This window comes from Micromonospora sp. KC721 (genome assembly GCF_004348355.1).
Classification (GTDB): domain Bacteria; phylum Actinomycetota; class Actinomycetes; order Mycobacteriales; family Micromonosporaceae; genus Micromonospora.
Genome location: NZ_SMJY01000129.1, coordinates 1 through 17,629 on the forward strand (window position 1 = coordinate 1; position 17,629 = coordinate 17,629).

Below are 17,629 nucleotides of genomic sequence, written 5' to 3' on the forward strand. Positions count from 1 at the left end.
GTCGTGGGGGGCGGCGTGGTGGTCGGCGGGGCCGTGGTCGGTGCCGGCCCGGCGGCGACGGCGAGGTCGTACGCCCGCTGCGGGACGAACTGGCCGGCGCTGGCGATGCAGCCGTCGGCCTCGCCGGGCAGTTTCACCCAGAGCAGCGCGTCGATCATCGGGTCGCCGGTGTTGGTGGTGCTCGGGGTGCCGATCGCCCGACCGGGCGGGTCGCACCACTCCGAACCGAGCGGTCCGTTGCCGTTGCGGCTGGTGTCGATGATTGCCCGCAGCCGGGAGATGCCGGTGGCGGCGATGACCTGCTTGGCGTACGGGACGGCCTCGGCGGTGGTGCGGTAGTTCGACACGTTCAGCGAGATGCCGTCGGCGCTGTTGGCGATGTCCGCGCCGACCAGTCGGGAGGCGATCTCGGCGGGTGCCAGCCAGGCCGAGTTGCCGGCGTCGAAGTAGACCTTCGCCGCCGCCGAGCCCGCCTTGAGCCGCTTGCCGGCGTACGCCATGGAGGCCCGCGTCTCGGCCTGCTGGCTGGGGTTCTGGCAGTTGGTCATCAGCGGCAGCACGTCGGGTTCGAGCACGATGGTGGCCCGCCGCCCGTTCAGGCCGGCGGCGACCTGGTCGACCCAGGCGCGGTAGCTGGCGTGGTTCGGTGCGCCTCCGCCGCTGGCGCCGGAGCAGTCCCGGTTCGGGATGTTGTAGACCACCATGATCGGGATCTTCCCGGCCGCGGCGGCGGCCCCCACGAAGGCGTCCACCTCGGCGCGTACCGTCGAGGTGTTGGTCCGGGTGAACCAGCGGGCCTGTGGGACGGCGGCAATCCGGTCGCGGATGACCGCGGCGCGCGAATCCTGGGGGTTCGCCGCCACCCAGGCCGCCGCGGCGGTCTGCGGATCGACGTAGAAGGCGGAGTCGGCCGCCGCGGCCGGAGCGGGCCGGAGTGCGACCACGCCCATCGTGGCGGCGACGGCGAACGCAGTCGCCGCTGCGCCGATCGCTGCGACAGTCCTCTTGTGCTGCATGACCAACACCTCACATGTATCGACAGGGATGCGTGGAAGCGCTCCCATATGCAGGACAAAATACGGGCATGTTGCCGCGATGTGAAGACCTCGCCGGCAGCGGACCCGCCGACCTGGGAAAATGCGACATGCGCCTGGTACTCATCGCCGACACCCACCTGCCGAAACGCGCGCGGGACCTGCCCGCACCGGTCTGGTCGGCGGTGGGGGACGCCGACGTGGTGGTGCACGCCGGCGACTGGGTCGAGCCGGCCCTGCTCGACGCGCTGTCGGCCCGGTCCCGCCGGCTCATCGGCGTGTACGGCAACAACGACGGCCCCGAGTTGCGGGCCCGGCTGCCCGAGGTGGCCCGGGCAGACCTCGACGGCCTGCGCCTGGCGGTGGTGCACGAGACAGGGCCGAAGGAGCGCCGCGAGCAGCGCTGCGCGGCCCGCTTCCCCGACACCGACCTGCTGGTCTTCGGCCACTCGCACATCCCGTGGGACAGCGTCGCCCCGGGCGGGCTGCGCCTGCTCAACCCGGGTTCACCGACCGACCGGCGGGCGCAGCCGTACGCCACCTACCTGACCGCGCGGGTGGTGGCGGGTCAACTCGACGCCGTCGAGCTGCACCGCCTGCCCTGAGTGCGGGTCATCTGCCGGGGGACGGTCGGGCCCTGCCGCGGGATGGTTCCGGTCCGCTCTCCCGTGCGGTCCAGGAGGCGCATGACCGGGGTGGCGGTGATCCCGTGCGCCACCACCGAGACGACCACCACCAGGCCGACCGTGGCCCAGAGCAGGTCCGCCTGCGGGAAGTCCGCCTTCGTTGTGGCGTACGCCAGGTAGTAGAACGAGCCGACCCCGCGGATGCCGAACGCTGCGATCACCCAGTGTTCCGCCGGCCGACCCGGCGCACCGCGCAGCGACACCCAGCCGACCAGCGGCCGGACCACGAGCAGCAGCGCCAGCCCGACACCCGCCGCCTGCCAGGTCAGCGGGGCCAGCAGCCCACCGACCACCGCTCCGCCGAAGATCAACAGCAGCATGACGGTGAGCAGCCGCTCCACCTGCTCGGCGAAGTCGTGCAGCACCGAGTGGAACTCGTGGGTCCGCTCGGCGGACCGGATCGCCCGGGCGGCCACGAACACGGCCAGGAACCCGTAGCCGCCGAGCACCTCCACCACGCCGTACGCGAGGAAGGTGGCGGCCAGCGCGAGGAAACCCTCGGCATGCCGGGCCAGCCGCACCTGGGTGGGGGCGTGGAAGAAGAGCTTGCCGAGCAGCCAGCCGATGAGCAGCCCGCCGCCCACACCGACGGCGAGCTTGTAGAGCACGTCGACGCTGAACCAGTCGACGAACCACGCCCGCGGCGCGAGGCCGGCGGTGGCCACGGCGACCGCCGCGTACACGAAGGGAAAGGCGAGCCCGTCGTTCAGCCCCGCCTCGGAGGTGAGCGCGAAGCGGACCTCGTCCTCGGAATCCTCCACATCGGTCGGCTCGCCGACCTGTACGTCCGCGGCGAGCACCGGGTCGGTCGGGGCCAGGGCCGCGCCGAGCAGCAGCGCCGCCGCCGGCGCCAGTCCCGCCCACCACCAGCCGAGCAGCGCCACCGCCGCGATGCAGACCGGCATGGCGATCGCCAGCAGCCGCCAGGTCGACGACCACCGTCGCCAGCTCAACGGCCTATCGATCTTCAGGCCGGCACCCATCAGGGCGACGATCACCCCGATCTCGGTCAGGTGGGCGGTCACCTGCGGCCAGCGCAGCGGGTCCGGCGAGGGCAGCCCGGTGGGCAGCAGGAAGACCAGCATGCCCAGGACCAGGAAGGCGATGGGCATGGACAGCGGACGGTGTTCCAACGCCCGGGGCAGGATCCCGGCCAGCAGGGCACCGACCCCCACCACCGCGAACGCGACATCGACCGGTTCCACGCCACCACCTCTCGGACCCGCCCGCGTCGTGCGGCTGGGGTGGAACTGTGCCCGGTGCCGCCTCCCGCTACGCCTGGGTGCCCGTCTTGTCCCGGGACGGCCGCCGCTGACCGGTGGCCAGCGGGGAGTCGCCCAGCCCGGCCAGCAGCGCCGCGGGGTCGTCGTAGACCGCCACCGCGCCGGCCCCGGCCAGCTCACCGCGACTGGTGCCGCCGCAGCTCAACCCCACGCAGGGGATGTCGAGCCGGGCCGCCGCGGCGACGTCCCACACCGAGTCGCCGACGAAGACGACCCGCTCGGCGGCCAGCCGGGACTGCTCCAGGGCGGCGACCAGGATGTCCGGGGCCGGCTTGCTCGCCTCGGCGTCGGCCGAACAGGTGACGGTGTCGACCACGTCGTCGGCGTCCAGCGCGGCGCGTAGCGCCTCGACCTCCTGCGGGGCGGCGGAGGTGGCCAGCACCACCCGCAGACCCCGGGCGGCGCAGGCGCGCAACAGCTCCGCCGCGCCGGGCAGCGGGACCAACCGTTCCCAGTACTCGCCGAAGAAGCCGTCGTGGGCGGCGCGCAGCCTGTCGTCCTCGCTCCGGTCCCGCTCCGGGCCGAGCAGGTGGTCCAGGAGCTTGTCCGAACCCATGCCGATCGACCGGTGGATGGTGGCCATCGGCACCCGGTGGTCGGCTTGGCGCAACGCCTCCCACCAGCTGACCGTGTGCAGGTACGTGGTGTCGACGAGGGTCCCGTCGACGTCGAAGAGAACCCCGTCGGGTCGGTGTGCGCTCATGCCGGACCTCCTACCCGGGGCGGGTCGCCGCGACGCCCCCCGCTCGCCTCGCCGTCCGCCCTCACCGGGCCGGGATGAGGATCTCGAACCAGACGGTCGAACCGCGGACCGTGGGGTCCGTGCCCCAGGCGTCGCTGAGCTGTTCGATCAGGCCGAGCCCGCGCCCCCGGCTGCTCAACGTGTCGGTCTGCGCCCGGGTCACCGTCCCCCGGGTGCCGGAGTCCGCCACCGACACCAGCAGACGCTCCGCGCTCAGGTCGATCACCACCCGGGCGGCTGTCCCGGCGTGCAGCAGGGCGTTCGTGGTCAGCTCGCTGGTGCACAGCACCGCCGCGCCGATCACCGCCTCCGGCACCTGCCAGGCGGTGAGCTGCCCGGTCATCCAGTGCCGTACCCGGCTCGGCGCGGTCGGCTCGGCCGGCATCTCCATGCTCGCCGAGCGGCTCGGCTTGAGCGCGTGCTCCACCGCCAGCACGGCGACGTCGTCCTCGGTGGCACCGGCCACCGCGGCGGTGGCGACCGCGCAGAGCGCCCGCGGATCCCCGCTGGCCGCTGCGGCTGCCGCGGCGACGAGCCGGTCGAGGCCGGCGCTGAGGCTGTGTCGCCGGCGTTCCACCACCCCGTCGCTGTAGAGCAGAAGGGTGTCCCCGGGCGGGAACGGCACGGTGCTGGTGCGCGGCCGGCAGCCCAGCCCGAGTGGGGCGCCGGCGGGAAGCGCCACGAACTCGGCGGTGGCGGAGCCGTCCGGCCGGCTGCGCCGGATCAGCGGCGGGGGATGCCCGGCGCTGGCCAGGGTGATCTGCCCGTGGTCGGCGTCCAGCACGCCGAAGACCACGGTGACGAAGAGCTCCTGGCTGCCGGTCTCGGTGCCGAGGCTGGCCACCAGCCGGTCGAGCCCGACCAGGACGGCATCCGGGCGCGGGTCGGCCAGTGCCAGGGCGCGCAACGCCGCGCGTACCTGTCCCATCCGGGCTGCCGCCTGCACGTCGTGGCCGGCGACGTCGCCGAGCACCACGCCAAGGTCACCGGTGGGCAGCAGGAACGCATCGTAGAAGTCCCCGCCGGCGGCGTTGCCGTCGACGCCGGGATCGTAGCGGGCGGCGATGCGCAGCCGGGGCAGCGCCGGTAGCTGCTCCGGCAGCATGCTGCGTTGCAGCAGCTGGGCGGTACCGTGCTGGGTCTCGAACCGGCGGGCCCGCTCGGCTGCCTGGCCGACCAGCTCCGCCGAGGCGGCCAGCAGCGCGCGCTCCGCCGCCGACCAGCCGTGCGGCGCCTGATAGCCGACGCCCAGGCCACCACGGATCACCGACGAACGCAGCGGCAGCGCGGCCAGTGCGCGGATCTTCTGGTCGTGCCGGTCCACCGCGTGCTGTCGCAGCGGCTGGCCGTCCCCGGTGAACGAGGGCATCCCGCTGACGGCGGCCAGCACGACCGGCGCGGAGGAGTCGGGGGCGAGGGGCCGCCACAGCGGCGGCAGGCGTTCGTCGGCCTCGTCGAGCAGTTCGCCCGGAACCCGGCGGACCATCCGCCAGGCCGGTCCCTCGTCCACCGCCAGGGTCACCTGGTCGGCGTCGAACGAGTGCAGCATGTAGCGCAGCGTGACCCGGGCCACGTCGTCGAGGGTGAGCGTGCCGGACAGTGCCGCGGCGAAGTCGCTCAGGCTCTGCAACTGATGGGTGAGCTGGATGGTCTGGGCGGCGACGGTCAGCACCCCGACGATCCGACCGGTGCTGTCCCGGGCCGGCGAGTGGCCCCGGGTGAAGACGCCGTGGTCGCCGCCGGCGGCCAGCTGCCGGCCGACGGGCAACACCGACTCTTTCTGGAGGAAGGACTCTCCGTGCTGGTAGACCCGCTCGATGATGTCGCCGACGCCGGGGGTGTCCCACACATCGGCGAAGACCTCCGCCGCCGGTCGGCCGAGCGCGGCGGGGTGCCGGTCGCCGATCAGCTCCGAGAAACCCTGGTTGTAGAGCATCTCGAACCGGTCACCGTAGTAGAGCGCCATCGGCACCGGCGAGGACAGGATCACGTCCACCAGCGCGCGTACCGCCGGGTCCCACCGCTGTGGCGGCCCGAGTCCGGTGCGCGCCCACGGGTGGGCGAGCACGGCCGCCGCCACCTGCGAGACCGGGGCTGGTCCGGGGGTGGCGGGTGAGGTGGGGAAGCTCCCGACCGTGCCTGGCATGCCACGCAGCCTAACCGTCCGGTGCCGGGCTGCATTTTCGATCATGCTTTGCGCTCCGGGGTGTCCGTGCTCGTGGAGACGTTAGGGCAGGTCAAGGCGGGTTTCAGAGAGCATGTCGGGAAAATCAGATACGTGTGTCCGGCGTGCCTGCCCAACGACCGGGTATCCGCCCGGCGCAGTCCATGCGACAGGAGGGACATCATGCCGGAAACCCTCGCGGTCAGGCAGGTCGACATCGGCAATGCCCTGGCCGACATGTGGAGGTCGGTGCTGCTCTTCATCCCGAGGGCGATCGCGTTCATCGCAATCCTCGTGGTGGGCTGGCTCATCGCCCGAGCCGTCCTCAAAATCGTGGACGCGGCACTGGAACGGGTGGGCTTCGACCGGGCGGTCGAACGCGGCGGGATCAGACGCGCGCTCGAACGCACCAGATACGACGCCAGCGACATCCTGGCGAAGCTCGCGTACTACGCCGTCCTGCTGTTCACCCTGCAGTTCGCCTTCGGGGTGTGGGGACCCAACGCGATCAGTGACCTGATCCGGGGCGTGGTGGCCTGGCTACCACGCGCTTTCGTGGCGATCGTCATCGTGGTCGTCGCCGCGGCCATCGCCAACGCGGTCCGGGACCTGGTCAGTGGGGCGCTCGGCGGTCTGTCGTACGGCAAGGTCCTGGCCGACCTGACGGCGGTCTTCATCCTGGCGCTCGGTGTCATCGCGGCGCTGAACCAGGTGGGCATTGCCACCACCGTCACCACGCCGGTACTGATCGCGGTCCTGGCCACGGTGGCCGGCATCCTGATCATCGGCGTCGGCGGCGGTCTGGTCAAACCGATGCAGAACCGCTGGGAGGGCTGGCTGCAGCGCGCGGCGGAGGAGTCGCAGGCGGTCCAGGAGCACCGCCGGGCACAGAATGCCGGGCGCAGCGACATGGACCGGCAGATGGCCGACCGGGGCGGCGTCGCGCCGATGCCCCAGCCCGAGGAGGTCCGGTCGGGCGGCCGGGGAGGCGCCATGGGCGACGAGACACAGCAGTTCCGGCGCCCGGGCAGTTGAGTTCGGGCGTGCCGGGAGGGTGTCCGCGCGTGGCGCGGGCGCCCTCCCGTCGTTCAGACCGCCTCGAGGTGACGCGGGTCGAGGGTGCGGGCGAGCGCGCAGACCGCCAGCAGACGGACGGAAAGCCACTGCGGCGCCGACCAGTCGACCGGACCGACAGGCGGAAGCAGGCCGTGCTCCACAGCTGCCGCCCGGATCCCCTCGGCATAGCCGGCGAGCGCGGCTGGGGTCAGCGGGCGACGGTCACCGTCGAGGCTCTCGCGTACCGCGGCGGCGTGCTGGTCGACCAACGCGAGCAGGGCCGGGATGGCGGCAGCCGCGGCGAATCCGTCGGCGCCGACCGAGGCGGCGAGCAGCGCGAGGGTCGAACGGGCCCGGCTCGCGGCGGTCCGGGGGGCGACCCGGTGGTACGGCACACGCATGAGGAACCACGCTAACCCCCGGGTAGCCACCGTGGCCTCGGCCGCTCGGCCGATCCCGACCCCTCTTCCGGTCGTGCACGACCCGCCGTGGGGATTGAGCCGGCCCAGGCGGGGCAGAGGGAGAACCGGGCGGGAACCGGCGCGATCGGCAGCGGGGAGGCACGAATGGAACAGCACGCGGACGGCCCGGATGCGGCGCACCGCCGGCCCACCGGGGTCACCGACGAGACGGTTGCCGCGCTGGGCAAGCTCAGCGAGGCGTTGGAGACCGTCGAGCGGGCCCGGGGCCGCCTCTACGATCTGCACCAGCTGATCGGCCACGCCGACCTGATGCTCGACGAGGCCGTCGCGCTGTTTCAGGCGGCCGGGCACCACGACCTGGCCGAGGAGATCACCACCGAGCTGCTCGGGCGCAACGTCATCGCCGGCCGCTGGACGTTCCAGATCGTCGAGGACTTCGACGACGGGTACTACGCCCTCTTCCGGCAACTGGATCGGCGAGCCCGTGACGAGCTGGTGGGCGGCCGCCGTCATCTGTACGAGGCGCAGATGAAGGAGAGCCGGCGTACCCGGGGCCGGCCCGGCCACGAGGCGCGGCCCGGCTTCGACGGTTAGCCGTCGACCGGCCCCGCCCTGCTCACCGCGGCCGGGCTACTCGATGGGCGCGTCCGCCGGGCGTCGCCGGGCCGCGTCGTCGGCGAGGATGACCGTGGCGACCATGACGGCGACGCAGAGGCTGAACAGCCAGGAGTCGTCGGCGACCAACTTGGCCGAGACGGGGGCCTGGATGGCGGCGAGCAGGAAACCGAGCCAGGCCAGGCGACGCTGACGTGGGGTGAGGAAGCCGGAGCCTTGTTGCATCCCGAAAGTCTGGCGCGGCGATAGCCGGTTGCCGTCAGCCGATCGGCCGATTCTGAACGGGCTGTCCGTGTTTCTGCCTGTTTTGGTCCATCGTTGTGCCGATTCGGGGGAGGCGCCACCGGCGGATGGGTGCTCCCGACGGTGCGGCGTCGGCCGCCCGCTTCGTGGTCCACTCCGGCTGTGGCAGACGCGGGTGACCCGCTGGTTCGGACGGGACGACCTGCCCCAGAGCGAGTCGATGTGGCGGCCCGTCGGACGGGTCAGGAGGAGAAGCCCGGAGCAGGCGCGGCCCGCTGGTGGGGTGGCGGGACGCGGACCGCGGCCATGCCGGCCGCGGTGGCCGCCTGCACGCCGAGGTCGGTGTCCTCGAAGACCAGGCACGACTCGGGCGACACCCCGAGCAGCCGGGCGGCGAGCAGGAAACACTCCGGGTCCGGCTTGGCCCGGGCGTACTCACCCGCGCAGACCAGGACGTCGAAGCGATCGAGCAGGCCCAGCGTCCGCAACGAGGCGGTCACCGACTCGCGGGTGCTGCCGGAGACCACGGCGAAGGGCACCCGGCGATGCGCCTCCTCGATGTGGCGCAGCACGCCCGGTACGGCGGTGAGGGTCGGCAGGAGTTGCCGGTAGCACTCCTCCTGGCGGCGGGCGACGTCCTCCACCGGCATCGCGACACCGTGCCGGGCGGCCAGGTCGGCGACGATGTCGACCACCGGTCGACCGCCCCAGGCGTAGAAGAGCTCCTCAGGGAAGTCGCAGCCCCACTCGGCCAGCGTCTGCCGCCAGGCGGCGTGGTGCAACGGCATGGAGTCGGCGATGGTGCCGTCGCAGTCGAACAGGTAGGCCCGGAACTCGCCGGGCGGCAGGGGCAGCAGCACCGGTCCAGGGTAGGGCCCGCCGATCCGGCCCGGGCCGGGGGAGCCGTCGGCCGCCGGCGGACCGGCCGCCGACGGCCCGGCCGGTCACATCGTGTCGGGGCCGGTCCGTCCCGTGGTCGACGGGCGGTACGCCCGCTGCGAGTCGGTCATCTCGCGCCCCTCCGCCTCCGGTCCGGCGCCCCGGTCCGCCGCCTCCGGCCCATGCCCGAAGGCGGCCTCCTCGCCGGCGTCGTTGCCGGTGACGTCGTCGGCCTGCCCGTCGAGGGTCGAGCGGGCGATCGCCCGGTCCAGCTCCTCCAGCGGGAGTTTCTGCTCGTCCCGCCACACCCTGTCGTCGTTCTCGGTCATCCCATCGCGGTACCCCCGCCCGGTGATCGCAAACGGAGGGCCGGACACGACGATGGCCGCCGGTTCACCGGCGGCCATCGGTTTCGTCCCGACGTTGGGGGAGGGAATCAGGGCTGGGGCCGGTCGACGGTGCCGCGCCAGGCACCCGTCTCCAGACCGCGCCGCTCGATGAACTGCTTGAACCGGTCCAGGTCGCCCTTGACGCGACGGTCCACCACGCCCAGCTTGTCGCCGGCCTGCTCGACCACGCCGTGCGGTTCGAACTCCATCTGCAACGTCACCCGGGTCTGGTTGTCGTCGAGACGGTGGAAGGTGACCACGCCGGCGTGCCGGGTACCGCCGGTCGACTTCCAGGCCACCCGCTCGTCGGGAAGCTGCTCGGTGATCTCGGCGTCGAACTCCCGCTTGACGCCGGCGATCTCCACCGTCCAGTGCGTCAACGTGTCCGACAGCTGCCGGACCTCCTCGACCCCCTCCATGAACTGGGGGAACTCCTCGAACTGGGTCCACTGGTCGTACGCCGTCCGGATCGGGACAGTGACCTCCACGTGCTCGATAACGCCGCTCATGAAACCGCTCCTCCTCTGCACCTGGTCACGGGTCGTTGGGCGACCCGGCTCACCAGCGCGTCGTCTCGTTCTTGTGCCCCAGCGCGGCCCACACCTCCGAGACCGTGCGGTAGCGGGTGCCGTCGGGCAACCGCTCCAGCTCCGCGACCAGGTCGTCGGGAGCCTCGTTGTCGCGGGCGTTGGCGACCAACGCCGCACGGTCCCCGGGCAGAGCCGACATCGTGATGAACCGTCCCAGTCGGCTGCGCGCCTCCACGTCGGTGGAGCTCATGCCCTTCGGTGCCCCGGTGCGTAGCTCACCCGCCGGGGCTGTGGTGGTGCCCGGCTGATCCTCGCCGGCCGGCTCGGGCTCGCGGAACTCCTCGGCGCGCGAGCCCGCGGTGCCGGGCCCCTGCACGAGGCCGGCGACCTCCTGGCTCATCTGCTCGTCGAGCCTCGGTCCGTGCTTGCTGCTGCCACGTTCCATGCCGTCTGTGCTACCCCGGGGAAGTGGCGGGAAACGCCGCACCCCCGCACCCGGTCACGAACCGGCGGCGGCCTTCGGCGGCAGCACCGGCTCACCCGGGTCCGCCGCCCCGGCCTGGAGCACCCGCCCACGCTGCAACTCGGCGTTGATCTGCACGCCGAACATCAGCGCCGAGTTGGACAGATAGAGCCAGACCAGGAAGGCGATCACCGCGCCCAGGCTGCCGTATGTCACGTCGTAGGCGCCGAAGTTGGCCACGTACAGCCCGAAACCGAAGGAGGCGAGCACCCAGGAGAGCAGGGCCACCGCCCCGCCCGGGGTGAGCCAACGGAACCGGGGCTGCCGTACGTTCGGGGCGATCCAGAACAACAGCGACAACAGGATCATCGCCACCAGGGCCAGCACCGGCCACTTGACCACACTCCACACCGTGCGGGCCAGTCCGCCCGCGCCCACCAGGTCGCCCACGGCGTCCGTCACCGGGCCGCTGATGATCAGACCGAGTGCCACCACCGCGAGCAGCACCAGCGAGACCCCGGCCAGACCGATCTGCAGCGGACGCAGCTGCCAGAACGGCCGCCCCTCCGTCACCCCGTAGATGGCGTTGGAGGCCCGGGTGAACGCACCGATGTAGCTCGACGCCGACCAGAGCGCACCGATCAGGCCGAAACTCAGCAGCACGCGTGCCCCGTCGCGCTGGTCGACCACGGTGCGCACCACCGCGACGAAGCTGTCGTTGGCCACGACCGCCCCGGCCCCGATGTCCCGGGCCAGGTCCAGCACCGTGTCCACCGTCCGTTCGCCCTCGGAGACCAGGCCGACCAGGGCGACCACCACCACCGTGGCGGGAAAGAGCGCCAGCACCGCGTAGTAGGTCAGCGCGGCGGCCCAGTCGGCGCAGTCGTCCCGTACGAAGTTTCGGGCGCTGCGTACCAACACACCGCGCCAGGTTGCCCAGTGCAACTGGCGTACCCGGCCGGGCAGCGGCAGGTGCCCTCGCCCCGCGGCCGAGGCCGGCTCCGTGGTCGCTGCCATCGCCGCTCCTCGCCCGAGGGCCGGACGCCCCGCCGCCCGGCCGATCATTTGGCCACGCCGGTACCCCCGCACCGAAATCGACAAACCCGACTGATGGAGTTTGCCCCCGGGACGCCAGGGAACCGTCATCGGGAGGCGACAGTGACGAGGAGGACGAGATGCCCGGGCGCGAGGTGATGCCCAGCACGCTGCGGCGCTCCCCGAAGAAGGCGCAGCGCACCTGGGAGAAGACGCACGACTCGGCGGTCCAGACGTACGGCGAGGGGGAGCGGGCACACCGCACCGCGTTCGCCGCCGTCAAGCACGAGTTCGAGAAGGTCGGCGACCACTGGGAACCGAAGGGCCGCAAAGGACCCAGCGACCGGCAGGCCGCAGGTGGCGGACCCGCCCGACGGGCCCCCACGGCCGGCGGGGTGGACGCCAACGCCACCAAGGACCACCTGATGGAGGTGGCCCGCAAGCTGGACGTGCCGGGACGGTCCCGGATGACCAAACCGGAACTGGTCAAGGCGATCGAGAAGGCCAACACCCGGCAGACCACGAAGACTCGGGAGAGGGCCAAGGCCCGCGGTCGCTGACCGGCGACCCGACACCACGGGAGCCCGGGACCAGACGTCCCGGGCTCCCGCACCCCGCGCTCACCAGTGGCCGCCGCCGGGCGCCTCGATGTGCACCGCCTTGACGGTGCTGAACTCGTCGAGCAACTCCGGGCCGTACCCGAACCCCTGGCCGCTGCCGCGGCGCGGCTGCGCGGCACCGCCCGGAGCGCCGCCGAAGACCGCGTTGACCTTCACGGTGCCCACCGGCAGCTCCCGCCAGGCCCGCTGCGCGTGGCTCATCGACGGGGTCAGCACGGTCGCGGCCAGCCCGTACGGGCTGTCCGCGGCGCAGCGCAGCGCCTCGCTGAACGAGTCCACCACGACCACCGCGGCGACCGGGCCGAAGGTCTCCTCCCGTACCAGCGTCATCTCCTGCCGGCAGTCGGTCACCACGGTCGCCGGGTAGAACGCGCCTGGCCCGTCCGGCAGCGAGCCCCCGGTGCGCAGCGTCGCGCCGTCGGCGACCGCCGCGGTGACCTGGCCGTGCACGTGGTCGCGGTGCCGCCGGTCGACCAGCGGCCCGAGCTCGGTGGCCGGGTCACGTCCCGGCCCCACCCGCAGCGTGCGGGCCCGTTCCACCAGCGCCGCCACGAAGTCCTCCGCGACGTCCCGGTGGACGTAGATCCGTTCCACCGCGACGCAGATCTGCCCCGCGTTGGCGAACGCGCCGGTCGCCGCCGCCTGCGCGGCCCACACCGGGTCCACCCCGGCGTCGACGATCAGCGGGTCGCTGCCGCCGTTCTCCAGCAGCGCCTTCGCCCCGGTCCGGGCACAGGCCGCGGCGATGGCCCGGCCGGTGGCGGTCGAACCGACGTGGGCCACCACGTCCACCTCCTGGGCCGCCAGCGCGGCACCCACCTCACCACCGCCGGTGAGCAGGGACAGCACCCCGGCGGGCAACGCGCTGTCGAGGAGCCTGGCCAGCAGCCAGCCGGTGGCCGGCGTCCGCTCGCTGGGCTTGTAGAGCACCACGTTGCCGGTCACCAGGGCCGCGCCCAGCAGGCCACAGGAGACGGCCACCGGATCGTTCCAGGGGGTGATCGCGGCGACCACGCCGCGCGGCTCCGGGGCCATGAAGTCGATGGCGGCGCCGTCACCGTGCAGCGTCCGCCCACCCCGCAGCGGGCCCAGTTCGGCGTACTGTCGCAGCGTGCCGATTCCCGCCTCGACGCCGCCTCGCGCGTCGCCCAGCGGCTTACCCATCTCCGCCGTGGTGGCCGCCGCCAACTCCTCGGCCGACGCCGCCAGCTCGTCCGCCGCCCGGTGCAGGGCCGCCGCCCGCTGCGCCGCCGGCGTCGCGGCCCACTGCGCGGCCACCGAGCGGGCCGCCTCGACGGCCTTGGCCACCTCGTCCGCCGTTGCCACCGGCACGGTGCTGACCGGGGAGCCGTCGGCCGGATCGTGGACGGTCAGCTCACCACCCTCACCGCCCGCGCCCCACACTCCCCCGATGAGCTGCTCAACCCTGTACATGCGGTACGGCATGCCCCGCCCCCGGCCGGGCAAACGCGTTTCGCCCGGTTGCGGGCAGGGTAGGCGGATCGGATGATCGACAGCGGGACGGAGACTGCGGACGCCGTCGTCGTCGGCGCCGGGCACAACGGCCTGGTGGCCGCCAACCTGCTCGCCGACGCCGGCTGGGACGTGCTGGTGCTGGAGGCGACCGGCGCCCCCGGCGGCGCGGTCCGCTCAGCCGAGGTGACCGCCCCCGGCTACCTCAGCGACCTCTACAGCTCGTTCTATCCGCTCGGGTACGCCTCACCCGTACTGCGCCGGCTCGGCCTCGACGCCCACGGCCTGACCTGGACCCAGGCGCCCGACGTGCTGGCCCACCTGATGCCCGACGGGCGGGCCGCGGTGCTCAACCGCGACCCGACGCTCAGCGCGGCCTCGATGGAGGCGTTCGCCCCCGGCGACGGGCAGCGCTGGCTCGACACGTACGACGACTGGCGCAGCATCTCCCGGCCACTGGTGGAAGCCCTGTTCACCCCCTTCCCGCCGGTACGCCACGGCCTGCAACTGCTCGCCCGGCTGCGGACGGCCGGCGCGCTACGGCTGGCCCGCCGGATGGTGCTGCCGGCCCGCCAGCTCGGAAGCGAGCTGTTCCGTGGTGAGGGCGGGCGGGCGCTGCTGGCCGGCTGCGCCCTGCACACCGATTTGTCGCCGGACGACGCCGGCTCCGGCATCTACGGCTGGCTGCTGGCCATGCTCGGCCAGGAGTCCGGCTGGCCGGTCGCGGTCGGCGGCGCGCAGCGGATCACCGACGCGCTGGTCGACCGGCTGCTCGCCCGGGGCGGGCGGATCACCTACTCCGCCCCGGTGGACCGGGTGCTGGTGGCCCGGGGCCGGGCGATGGGCGTACGGACCGTCGGCGGCCGGCTCTGGCGGGCCCGCCGGGCGGTGCTGGCCGACGTGCCCGCCCCCGCGCTCTACCTGGACCTGGTCGGCGCGGACGCGTTGCCGCCCCGGCTGGTCCAGGATCTGGCGCACTTCCGCTGGGACGGCTCCACGGTGAAGGTGGACTGGGCGCTGGAGGGGCCGATGCCGTGGAGCAACCCGCAGCTGCGTAGCGCCGGCACGGTGCACCTGGCCGCCGACGTCAACGGGCTCACCCGGTACGCCGCCGAGCTGGCCTGCGGTGAGCTGCCGCAGGATCCGTTCCTGCTGGTCGGCCAGATGACCACCGCCGACCCGGGACGGTCACCGGCGGGGACGGAATCGCTCTGGTCGTACACCCACCTGCCGTTCCGGCGGGACTGGCGAGCCGAGGACGTCGCCGCGCACGTGGACCGGATGGAGGCGGTGCTGGAACGGTACGCCCCGGGGTTCACCGGGCGGATCCGAGGCCGGTTCGTGGCCGGCCCGGCGGACCTGGAGGAACGCAACGCGGGTCTGGTCGGCGGCGCGGTGGGCGGCGGCACCGCCGCCGCGTACCAGCAGCTCTTCCTGCGCCCGGTGCCCGGGCTCGGTCGGCCGGACACTCCGGTCGACCGGCTCTACCTGGCCAACGCCTCGGCGAACCCGGGCGGCGGTGTGCACGGCGCACCGGGCGCGAACGCTGCCCGGGCGGCGCTGCATCGGGACCGCGCGCTGACCGGCGGCCTGTACGCCCGGGCCGTCGGCACCGCCCACCGGGCCGTCTACCGCTGACCCGCCGAACCGCCCGGTCCCGGCGCGGCTGCCCTGGTCGGGTCAGCGCTCCAGGTTGCGGTGCCGGGTACGCAGCTTGAACGGCATCAGAGCACTCTCCACCTTGGTGGCGGTGGTCATCTTCGAATCGCCGTCGCGCCGCTCCTCGAAGCGGATCGGCACCTCCAGGATGGTGTGGCCGAGCTTGGTGGCCAGGTAGTGCATCTCCACCTGGAAGCTGTAGCCGTTGGACTGCACCCGCTCCAGACCGATGTCGCGCAGCGCGTCCGCCCGCCAGATCTTGAAACCGGCGGTGAGGTCGCGGATACGCACCCGCAGCAGGGTGTGCACGTACAGGTTGGCCCAGCCGCTGAGCGCCCGACGGTACAGCGGCCAGTTCTCGTCCAGCTCACCACCGGGCACGTACCGGGAGCCGATCACCACGCTCGCCTGCGTGGACAGCAGCGCGCCGAGCATGCCGGGCAGCGCCTGCGGCGGGTGGGACAGGTCGGCGTCCATCTGCGCGACGTAGTCGGCGCCCCCGTCCAGGGCGCGGCCGATGCCGTCGACGTACGCCCGGCCCAGCCCCTCCTTGCCGGCGCGGTGTACGACCTGCACTCGGTCGGGGTGTTCGATGGCGAGCTTGTCGGCCACCTCGCCGGTGCCGTCGGGGGAGTTGTCGTCGGCGACCAGCACCTTGAGCTCGGGCAGCGGCAGGGCGAGGAGCCGGTCGACCAGTACCGGGAGGTTGCCCGCCTCGTTGTAGGTGGGGACCACGACGGTCAGGCGTGCGTCCCGCCAGGGCGAGGGCAGCTCCACGGGTTCGATCATGACGGACATCCTCTGGTTGCCGACGGTTTTCCCCCAAAGGGTAGCCACTGCCGCCTGCGGCCCCGTCGAGGCTCCCCGCCCGGCGCCCGCGTGCCCGGCGGGCGTCGACGCTCACCGTCGCGGACGTTCGTCGGCCTTCTGTCGGGTGGCGATGTCGGCGAGCCGGCGCAGGGTTTCCTTGTTGCGCTGATGCAGCACCAGGTCGTTGAGCTTGTTGCGGATCCAGCGCAGTGGCCCGGCGGCGAAGTCCTCGCCGATGCGAACCCGGGTGGCGGCGCCGTCGCGTACCGGTTCCAGGGTGAACACCACGACCGCCTCGCCGGCCGGCCAGAGGCCGGCCCGGATGGTCAGCTTGTGGGGCGGCTCGCAGACCAGCACCGTGGAGGAGTCCTCCAGGGAGAACGGCCACGGCCCGGCCCGGTGGTGCAGTTGGCTGCCCACCGCCGGCCAGTCGGCGTCGACGTCGCGCACGTGCACGGTTCCGACGACCCAGTCGCTGTACGTCCAACCGTCGGCCAGCACCGCGAACACCTGCTGCGGCGGCGCCTCGATCACTTTCTCCACAATCGCCACCGCCGTTCTGTACCCGGCGGCCCGCCGGGCCTAACGGTTGGCGCGTTAGCTTCTCCGGGGCGACGGGTAAGGCCGGATCGGCGAGGTGTGGGCCCGGCGACGGCGATGAGCCGTACCGCCGGGTAGCTGATGTTTACTCCCCGGGCCGGTGGGAACCCGCGGCCCGTGCGACGGGACCAGGTGAAGCCGGATCAGCGCAGGTCAGGCCGGGTGGAACCGGTCGGCCCGGGCGCGATGGCACCGGTCCTGTACGACGCCGTGCTGCTGGATCGGGACGGCACGCTGATCGAGGATGTGCCGTACAACGGTGATCCGGACAAGGTGCGGCCGGTGCCGGGGGCGCGGGAGGCGTTGGACCGGTTGCGGGCGGCGGGGTTGCGGCTGGCGGTGGTGACGAACCAGTCGGGGTTGGCTCGGGGGTTGTTCACGGCGGCGCAGCTGCGGGCGGTGAACGCCCGGGTGGAGGAGTTGCTGGGGCCGTTCGACAGTTGGCAGATCTGCCCGCACGACGAGCGGGCCGGCTGCGGGTGCCGCAAACCCGCCCCCGGGATGGTGCGGGCCGCCGCGCGGGCGTTGGGCACCACCGCGGACCGCTGCGTCCTGGTGGGTGACATCGGCGCGGACATGACCGCGGCCGGCGCGGCCGGCGCCGCCGCCGTCCTGGTGCCCACCGCGACCACGCGCCCCGCCGAGGTGGCCGCCGCGCCCTGCGTAAGGGCCGACCTGTCGGCGGCGGTCGAGGAGATCCTGGCCCGGGCCGCCCTGGTCGCCGCGCCAACAGAGGGTCGCCGGGCGGGGACGGTGCTGGTGGCTCGCAGCGACTCCGCCGGGGACGTCCTGGTCACCGGCCCCGCCATCCGCGCCGTCGCCGCCGGCGCCGACCGCGTCGTCCTGCTGCACGGACCCCGCGGACGCGACGCCGCCGCCCTCCTACCCGGCGTCGACGAACACATCGAATGGCCCCTGCCCTGGAT

Annotated in this window: 20 protein-coding genes; 6 read left to right on the top strand and 14 right to left on the bottom strand. The window is 73.2% G+C overall.

Annotated features, from left to right (window positions below; all coding sequences use genetic code 11):
* On the bottom strand, window positions 1-1,016 hold a 1,016-nt coding region (locus E1182_RS20555), incomplete at its 3' end, for a glycoside hydrolase family 6 protein (protein WP_165942673.1).
* Between the two features lie 128 nt (window positions 1,017-1,144).
* Between E1182_RS20555 and E1182_RS20560 the strand changes: the two genes are divergently transcribed.
* On the top strand, window positions 1,145-1,639 hold the full coding sequence (locus tag E1182_RS20560) for a metallophosphoesterase (protein ID WP_132267767.1): 495 nt from the start codon (window positions 1,145-1,147) through the stop codon (window positions 1,637-1,639).
* On the opposite strand, the gene E1182_RS20565 is transcribed toward E1182_RS20560, so the two are convergent.
* The 3 genes from E1182_RS20565 to E1182_RS20575 all read right to left on the bottom strand — a co-directional run bounded on the left by E1182_RS20565 (window position 1,603) and on the right by E1182_RS20575 (window position 5,891).
* Window positions 1,603-2,925 carry a sodium:proton antiporter gene (locus E1182_RS20565; protein ID WP_132267769.1) on the bottom strand — a complete coding sequence of 441 codons (1,323 nt, stop codon included), beginning with the start codon at window positions 2,923-2,925 and terminating at the stop codon, window positions 1,603-1,605. The genes E1182_RS20560 and E1182_RS20565 overlap by 37 nt on opposite strands.
* Window positions 2,926-2,992: 67 nt before the next feature.
* Window positions 2,993-3,706, bottom strand: a complete 714-nt coding sequence (locus E1182_RS20570; protein ID WP_132267771.1) for an HAD family hydrolase — start codon at window positions 3,704-3,706, stop codon at window positions 2,993-2,995.
* A gap of 61 nt (window positions 3,707-3,767) precedes the next feature.
* Window positions 3,768-5,891: a SpoIIE family protein phosphatase gene (locus tag E1182_RS20575; protein WP_132267774.1), complete on the bottom strand. Its 2,124-nt coding sequence runs from the start codon at window positions 5,889-5,891 to the stop codon at window positions 3,768-3,770.
* 201 nt (window positions 5,892-6,092) lie between these two features.
* Between E1182_RS20575 and E1182_RS20580 the strand changes: the two genes are divergently transcribed.
* Window positions 6,093-6,944 (top strand): hypothetical protein, encoded by an 852-nt coding sequence (locus E1182_RS20580; protein WP_132267776.1) that lies wholly within the window; start codon window positions 6,093-6,095, stop codon window positions 6,942-6,944.
* A 53-nt stretch (window positions 6,945-6,997) separates the two neighbouring features.
* Here the strand turns inward: E1182_RS20580 and E1182_RS20585 are convergent, their stop codons facing one another.
* Window positions 6,998-7,366 (bottom strand): DUF6401 family natural product biosynthesis protein, encoded by a 369-nt coding sequence (locus E1182_RS20585; RefSeq protein ID WP_132267779.1) that lies wholly within the window; start codon window positions 7,364-7,366, stop codon window positions 6,998-7,000.
* A gap of 165 nt (window positions 7,367-7,531) precedes the next feature.
* Between E1182_RS20585 and E1182_RS20590 the strand changes: the two genes are divergently transcribed.
* Window positions 7,532-7,981 carry a hypothetical protein gene (locus E1182_RS20590; protein WP_132267782.1) on the top strand — a complete coding sequence of 150 codons (450 nt, stop codon included), beginning with the start codon at window positions 7,532-7,534 and terminating at the stop codon, window positions 7,979-7,981.
* Between the two features lie 36 nt (window positions 7,982-8,017).
* Here E1182_RS20590 and E1182_RS20595 read toward each other — a convergent pair whose 3' ends face one another.
* The 6 genes from E1182_RS20595 to E1182_RS20620 all read right to left on the bottom strand — a co-directional run bounded on the left by E1182_RS20595 (window position 8,018) and on the right by E1182_RS20620 (window position 11,523).
* Window positions 8,018-8,227 carry a hypothetical protein gene (locus E1182_RS20595; RefSeq protein ID WP_132267784.1) on the bottom strand — a complete coding sequence of 70 codons (210 nt, stop codon included), beginning with the start codon at window positions 8,225-8,227 and terminating at the stop codon, window positions 8,018-8,020.
* A gap of 260 nt (window positions 8,228-8,487) precedes the next feature.
* The gene (locus E1182_RS20600; RefSeq protein ID WP_132267787.1) at window positions 8,488-9,105 is read right to left on the bottom strand and encodes an HAD family phosphatase; all 618 of its coding nucleotides are present in this window, start codon (window positions 9,103-9,105) and stop codon (window positions 8,488-8,490) included.
* A gap of 84 nt (window positions 9,106-9,189) precedes the next feature.
* Entirely contained in the window at window positions 9,190-9,453 is a 264-nt protein-coding gene (locus E1182_RS20605; protein WP_132267789.1) for a hypothetical protein, read from the bottom strand.
* Between the two features lie 107 nt (window positions 9,454-9,560).
* Complete coding sequence (locus E1182_RS20610) at window positions 9,561-10,022, bottom strand: SRPBCC family protein (RefSeq protein WP_132267792.1); 462 nt, start codon at window positions 10,020-10,022, stop codon at window positions 9,561-9,563.
* 49 nt (window positions 10,023-10,071) lie between these two features.
* Window positions 10,072-10,488 carry a DUF2795 domain-containing protein gene (locus tag E1182_RS20615; RefSeq protein ID WP_132267794.1) on the bottom strand — a complete coding sequence of 139 codons (417 nt, stop codon included), beginning with the start codon at window positions 10,486-10,488 and terminating at the stop codon, window positions 10,072-10,074.
* A 54-nt stretch (window positions 10,489-10,542) separates the two neighbouring features.
* Window positions 10,543-11,523 (bottom strand): YihY/virulence factor BrkB family protein, encoded by a 981-nt coding sequence (locus E1182_RS20620; RefSeq protein WP_132267797.1) that lies wholly within the window; start codon window positions 11,521-11,523, stop codon window positions 10,543-10,545.
* Between the two features lie 158 nt (window positions 11,524-11,681).
* On the opposite strand from E1182_RS20620, the gene E1182_RS20625 reads away from it, so the two are divergent.
* Window positions 11,682-12,101 carry a ChaB family protein gene (locus E1182_RS20625; protein ID WP_132267800.1) on the top strand — a complete coding sequence of 140 codons (420 nt, stop codon included), beginning with the start codon at window positions 11,682-11,684 and terminating at the stop codon, window positions 12,099-12,101.
* A 60-nt stretch (window positions 12,102-12,161) separates the two neighbouring features.
* On the opposite strand, the gene E1182_RS20630 is transcribed toward E1182_RS20625, so the two are convergent.
* Entirely contained in the window at window positions 12,162-13,595 is a 1,434-nt protein-coding gene (locus E1182_RS20630; protein WP_132267802.1) for an aldehyde dehydrogenase, read from the bottom strand.
* 72 nt (window positions 13,596-13,667) lie between these two features.
* Here E1182_RS20630 and E1182_RS20635 point away from each other — a divergent pair, with 72 nt between their 5' ends.
* Entirely contained in the window at window positions 13,668-15,272 is a 1,605-nt protein-coding gene (locus E1182_RS20635) for an NAD(P)/FAD-dependent oxidoreductase (RefSeq protein ID WP_132267805.1), read from the top strand.
* 42 nt (window positions 15,273-15,314) lie between these two features.
* Here E1182_RS20635 and E1182_RS20640 read toward each other — a convergent pair whose 3' ends face one another.
* Window positions 15,315-16,082, bottom strand: coding sequence for a polyprenol monophosphomannose synthase (locus E1182_RS20640; RefSeq protein WP_132267807.1), 768 nt, complete (start codon window positions 16,080-16,082; stop codon window positions 15,315-15,317).
* Between the two features lie 111 nt (window positions 16,083-16,193).
* Entirely contained in the window at window positions 16,194-16,655 is a 462-nt protein-coding gene (locus tag E1182_RS20645; RefSeq protein WP_132267809.1) for an SRPBCC family protein, read from the bottom strand.
* Between the two features lie 129 nt (window positions 16,656-16,784).
* Here E1182_RS20645 and E1182_RS20650 point away from each other — a divergent pair.
* A partial coding sequence (locus E1182_RS20650; protein ID WP_132267812.1) for an HAD-IIIA family hydrolase occupies window positions 16,785-17,629 on the top strand: 845 nt, incomplete at its 3' end.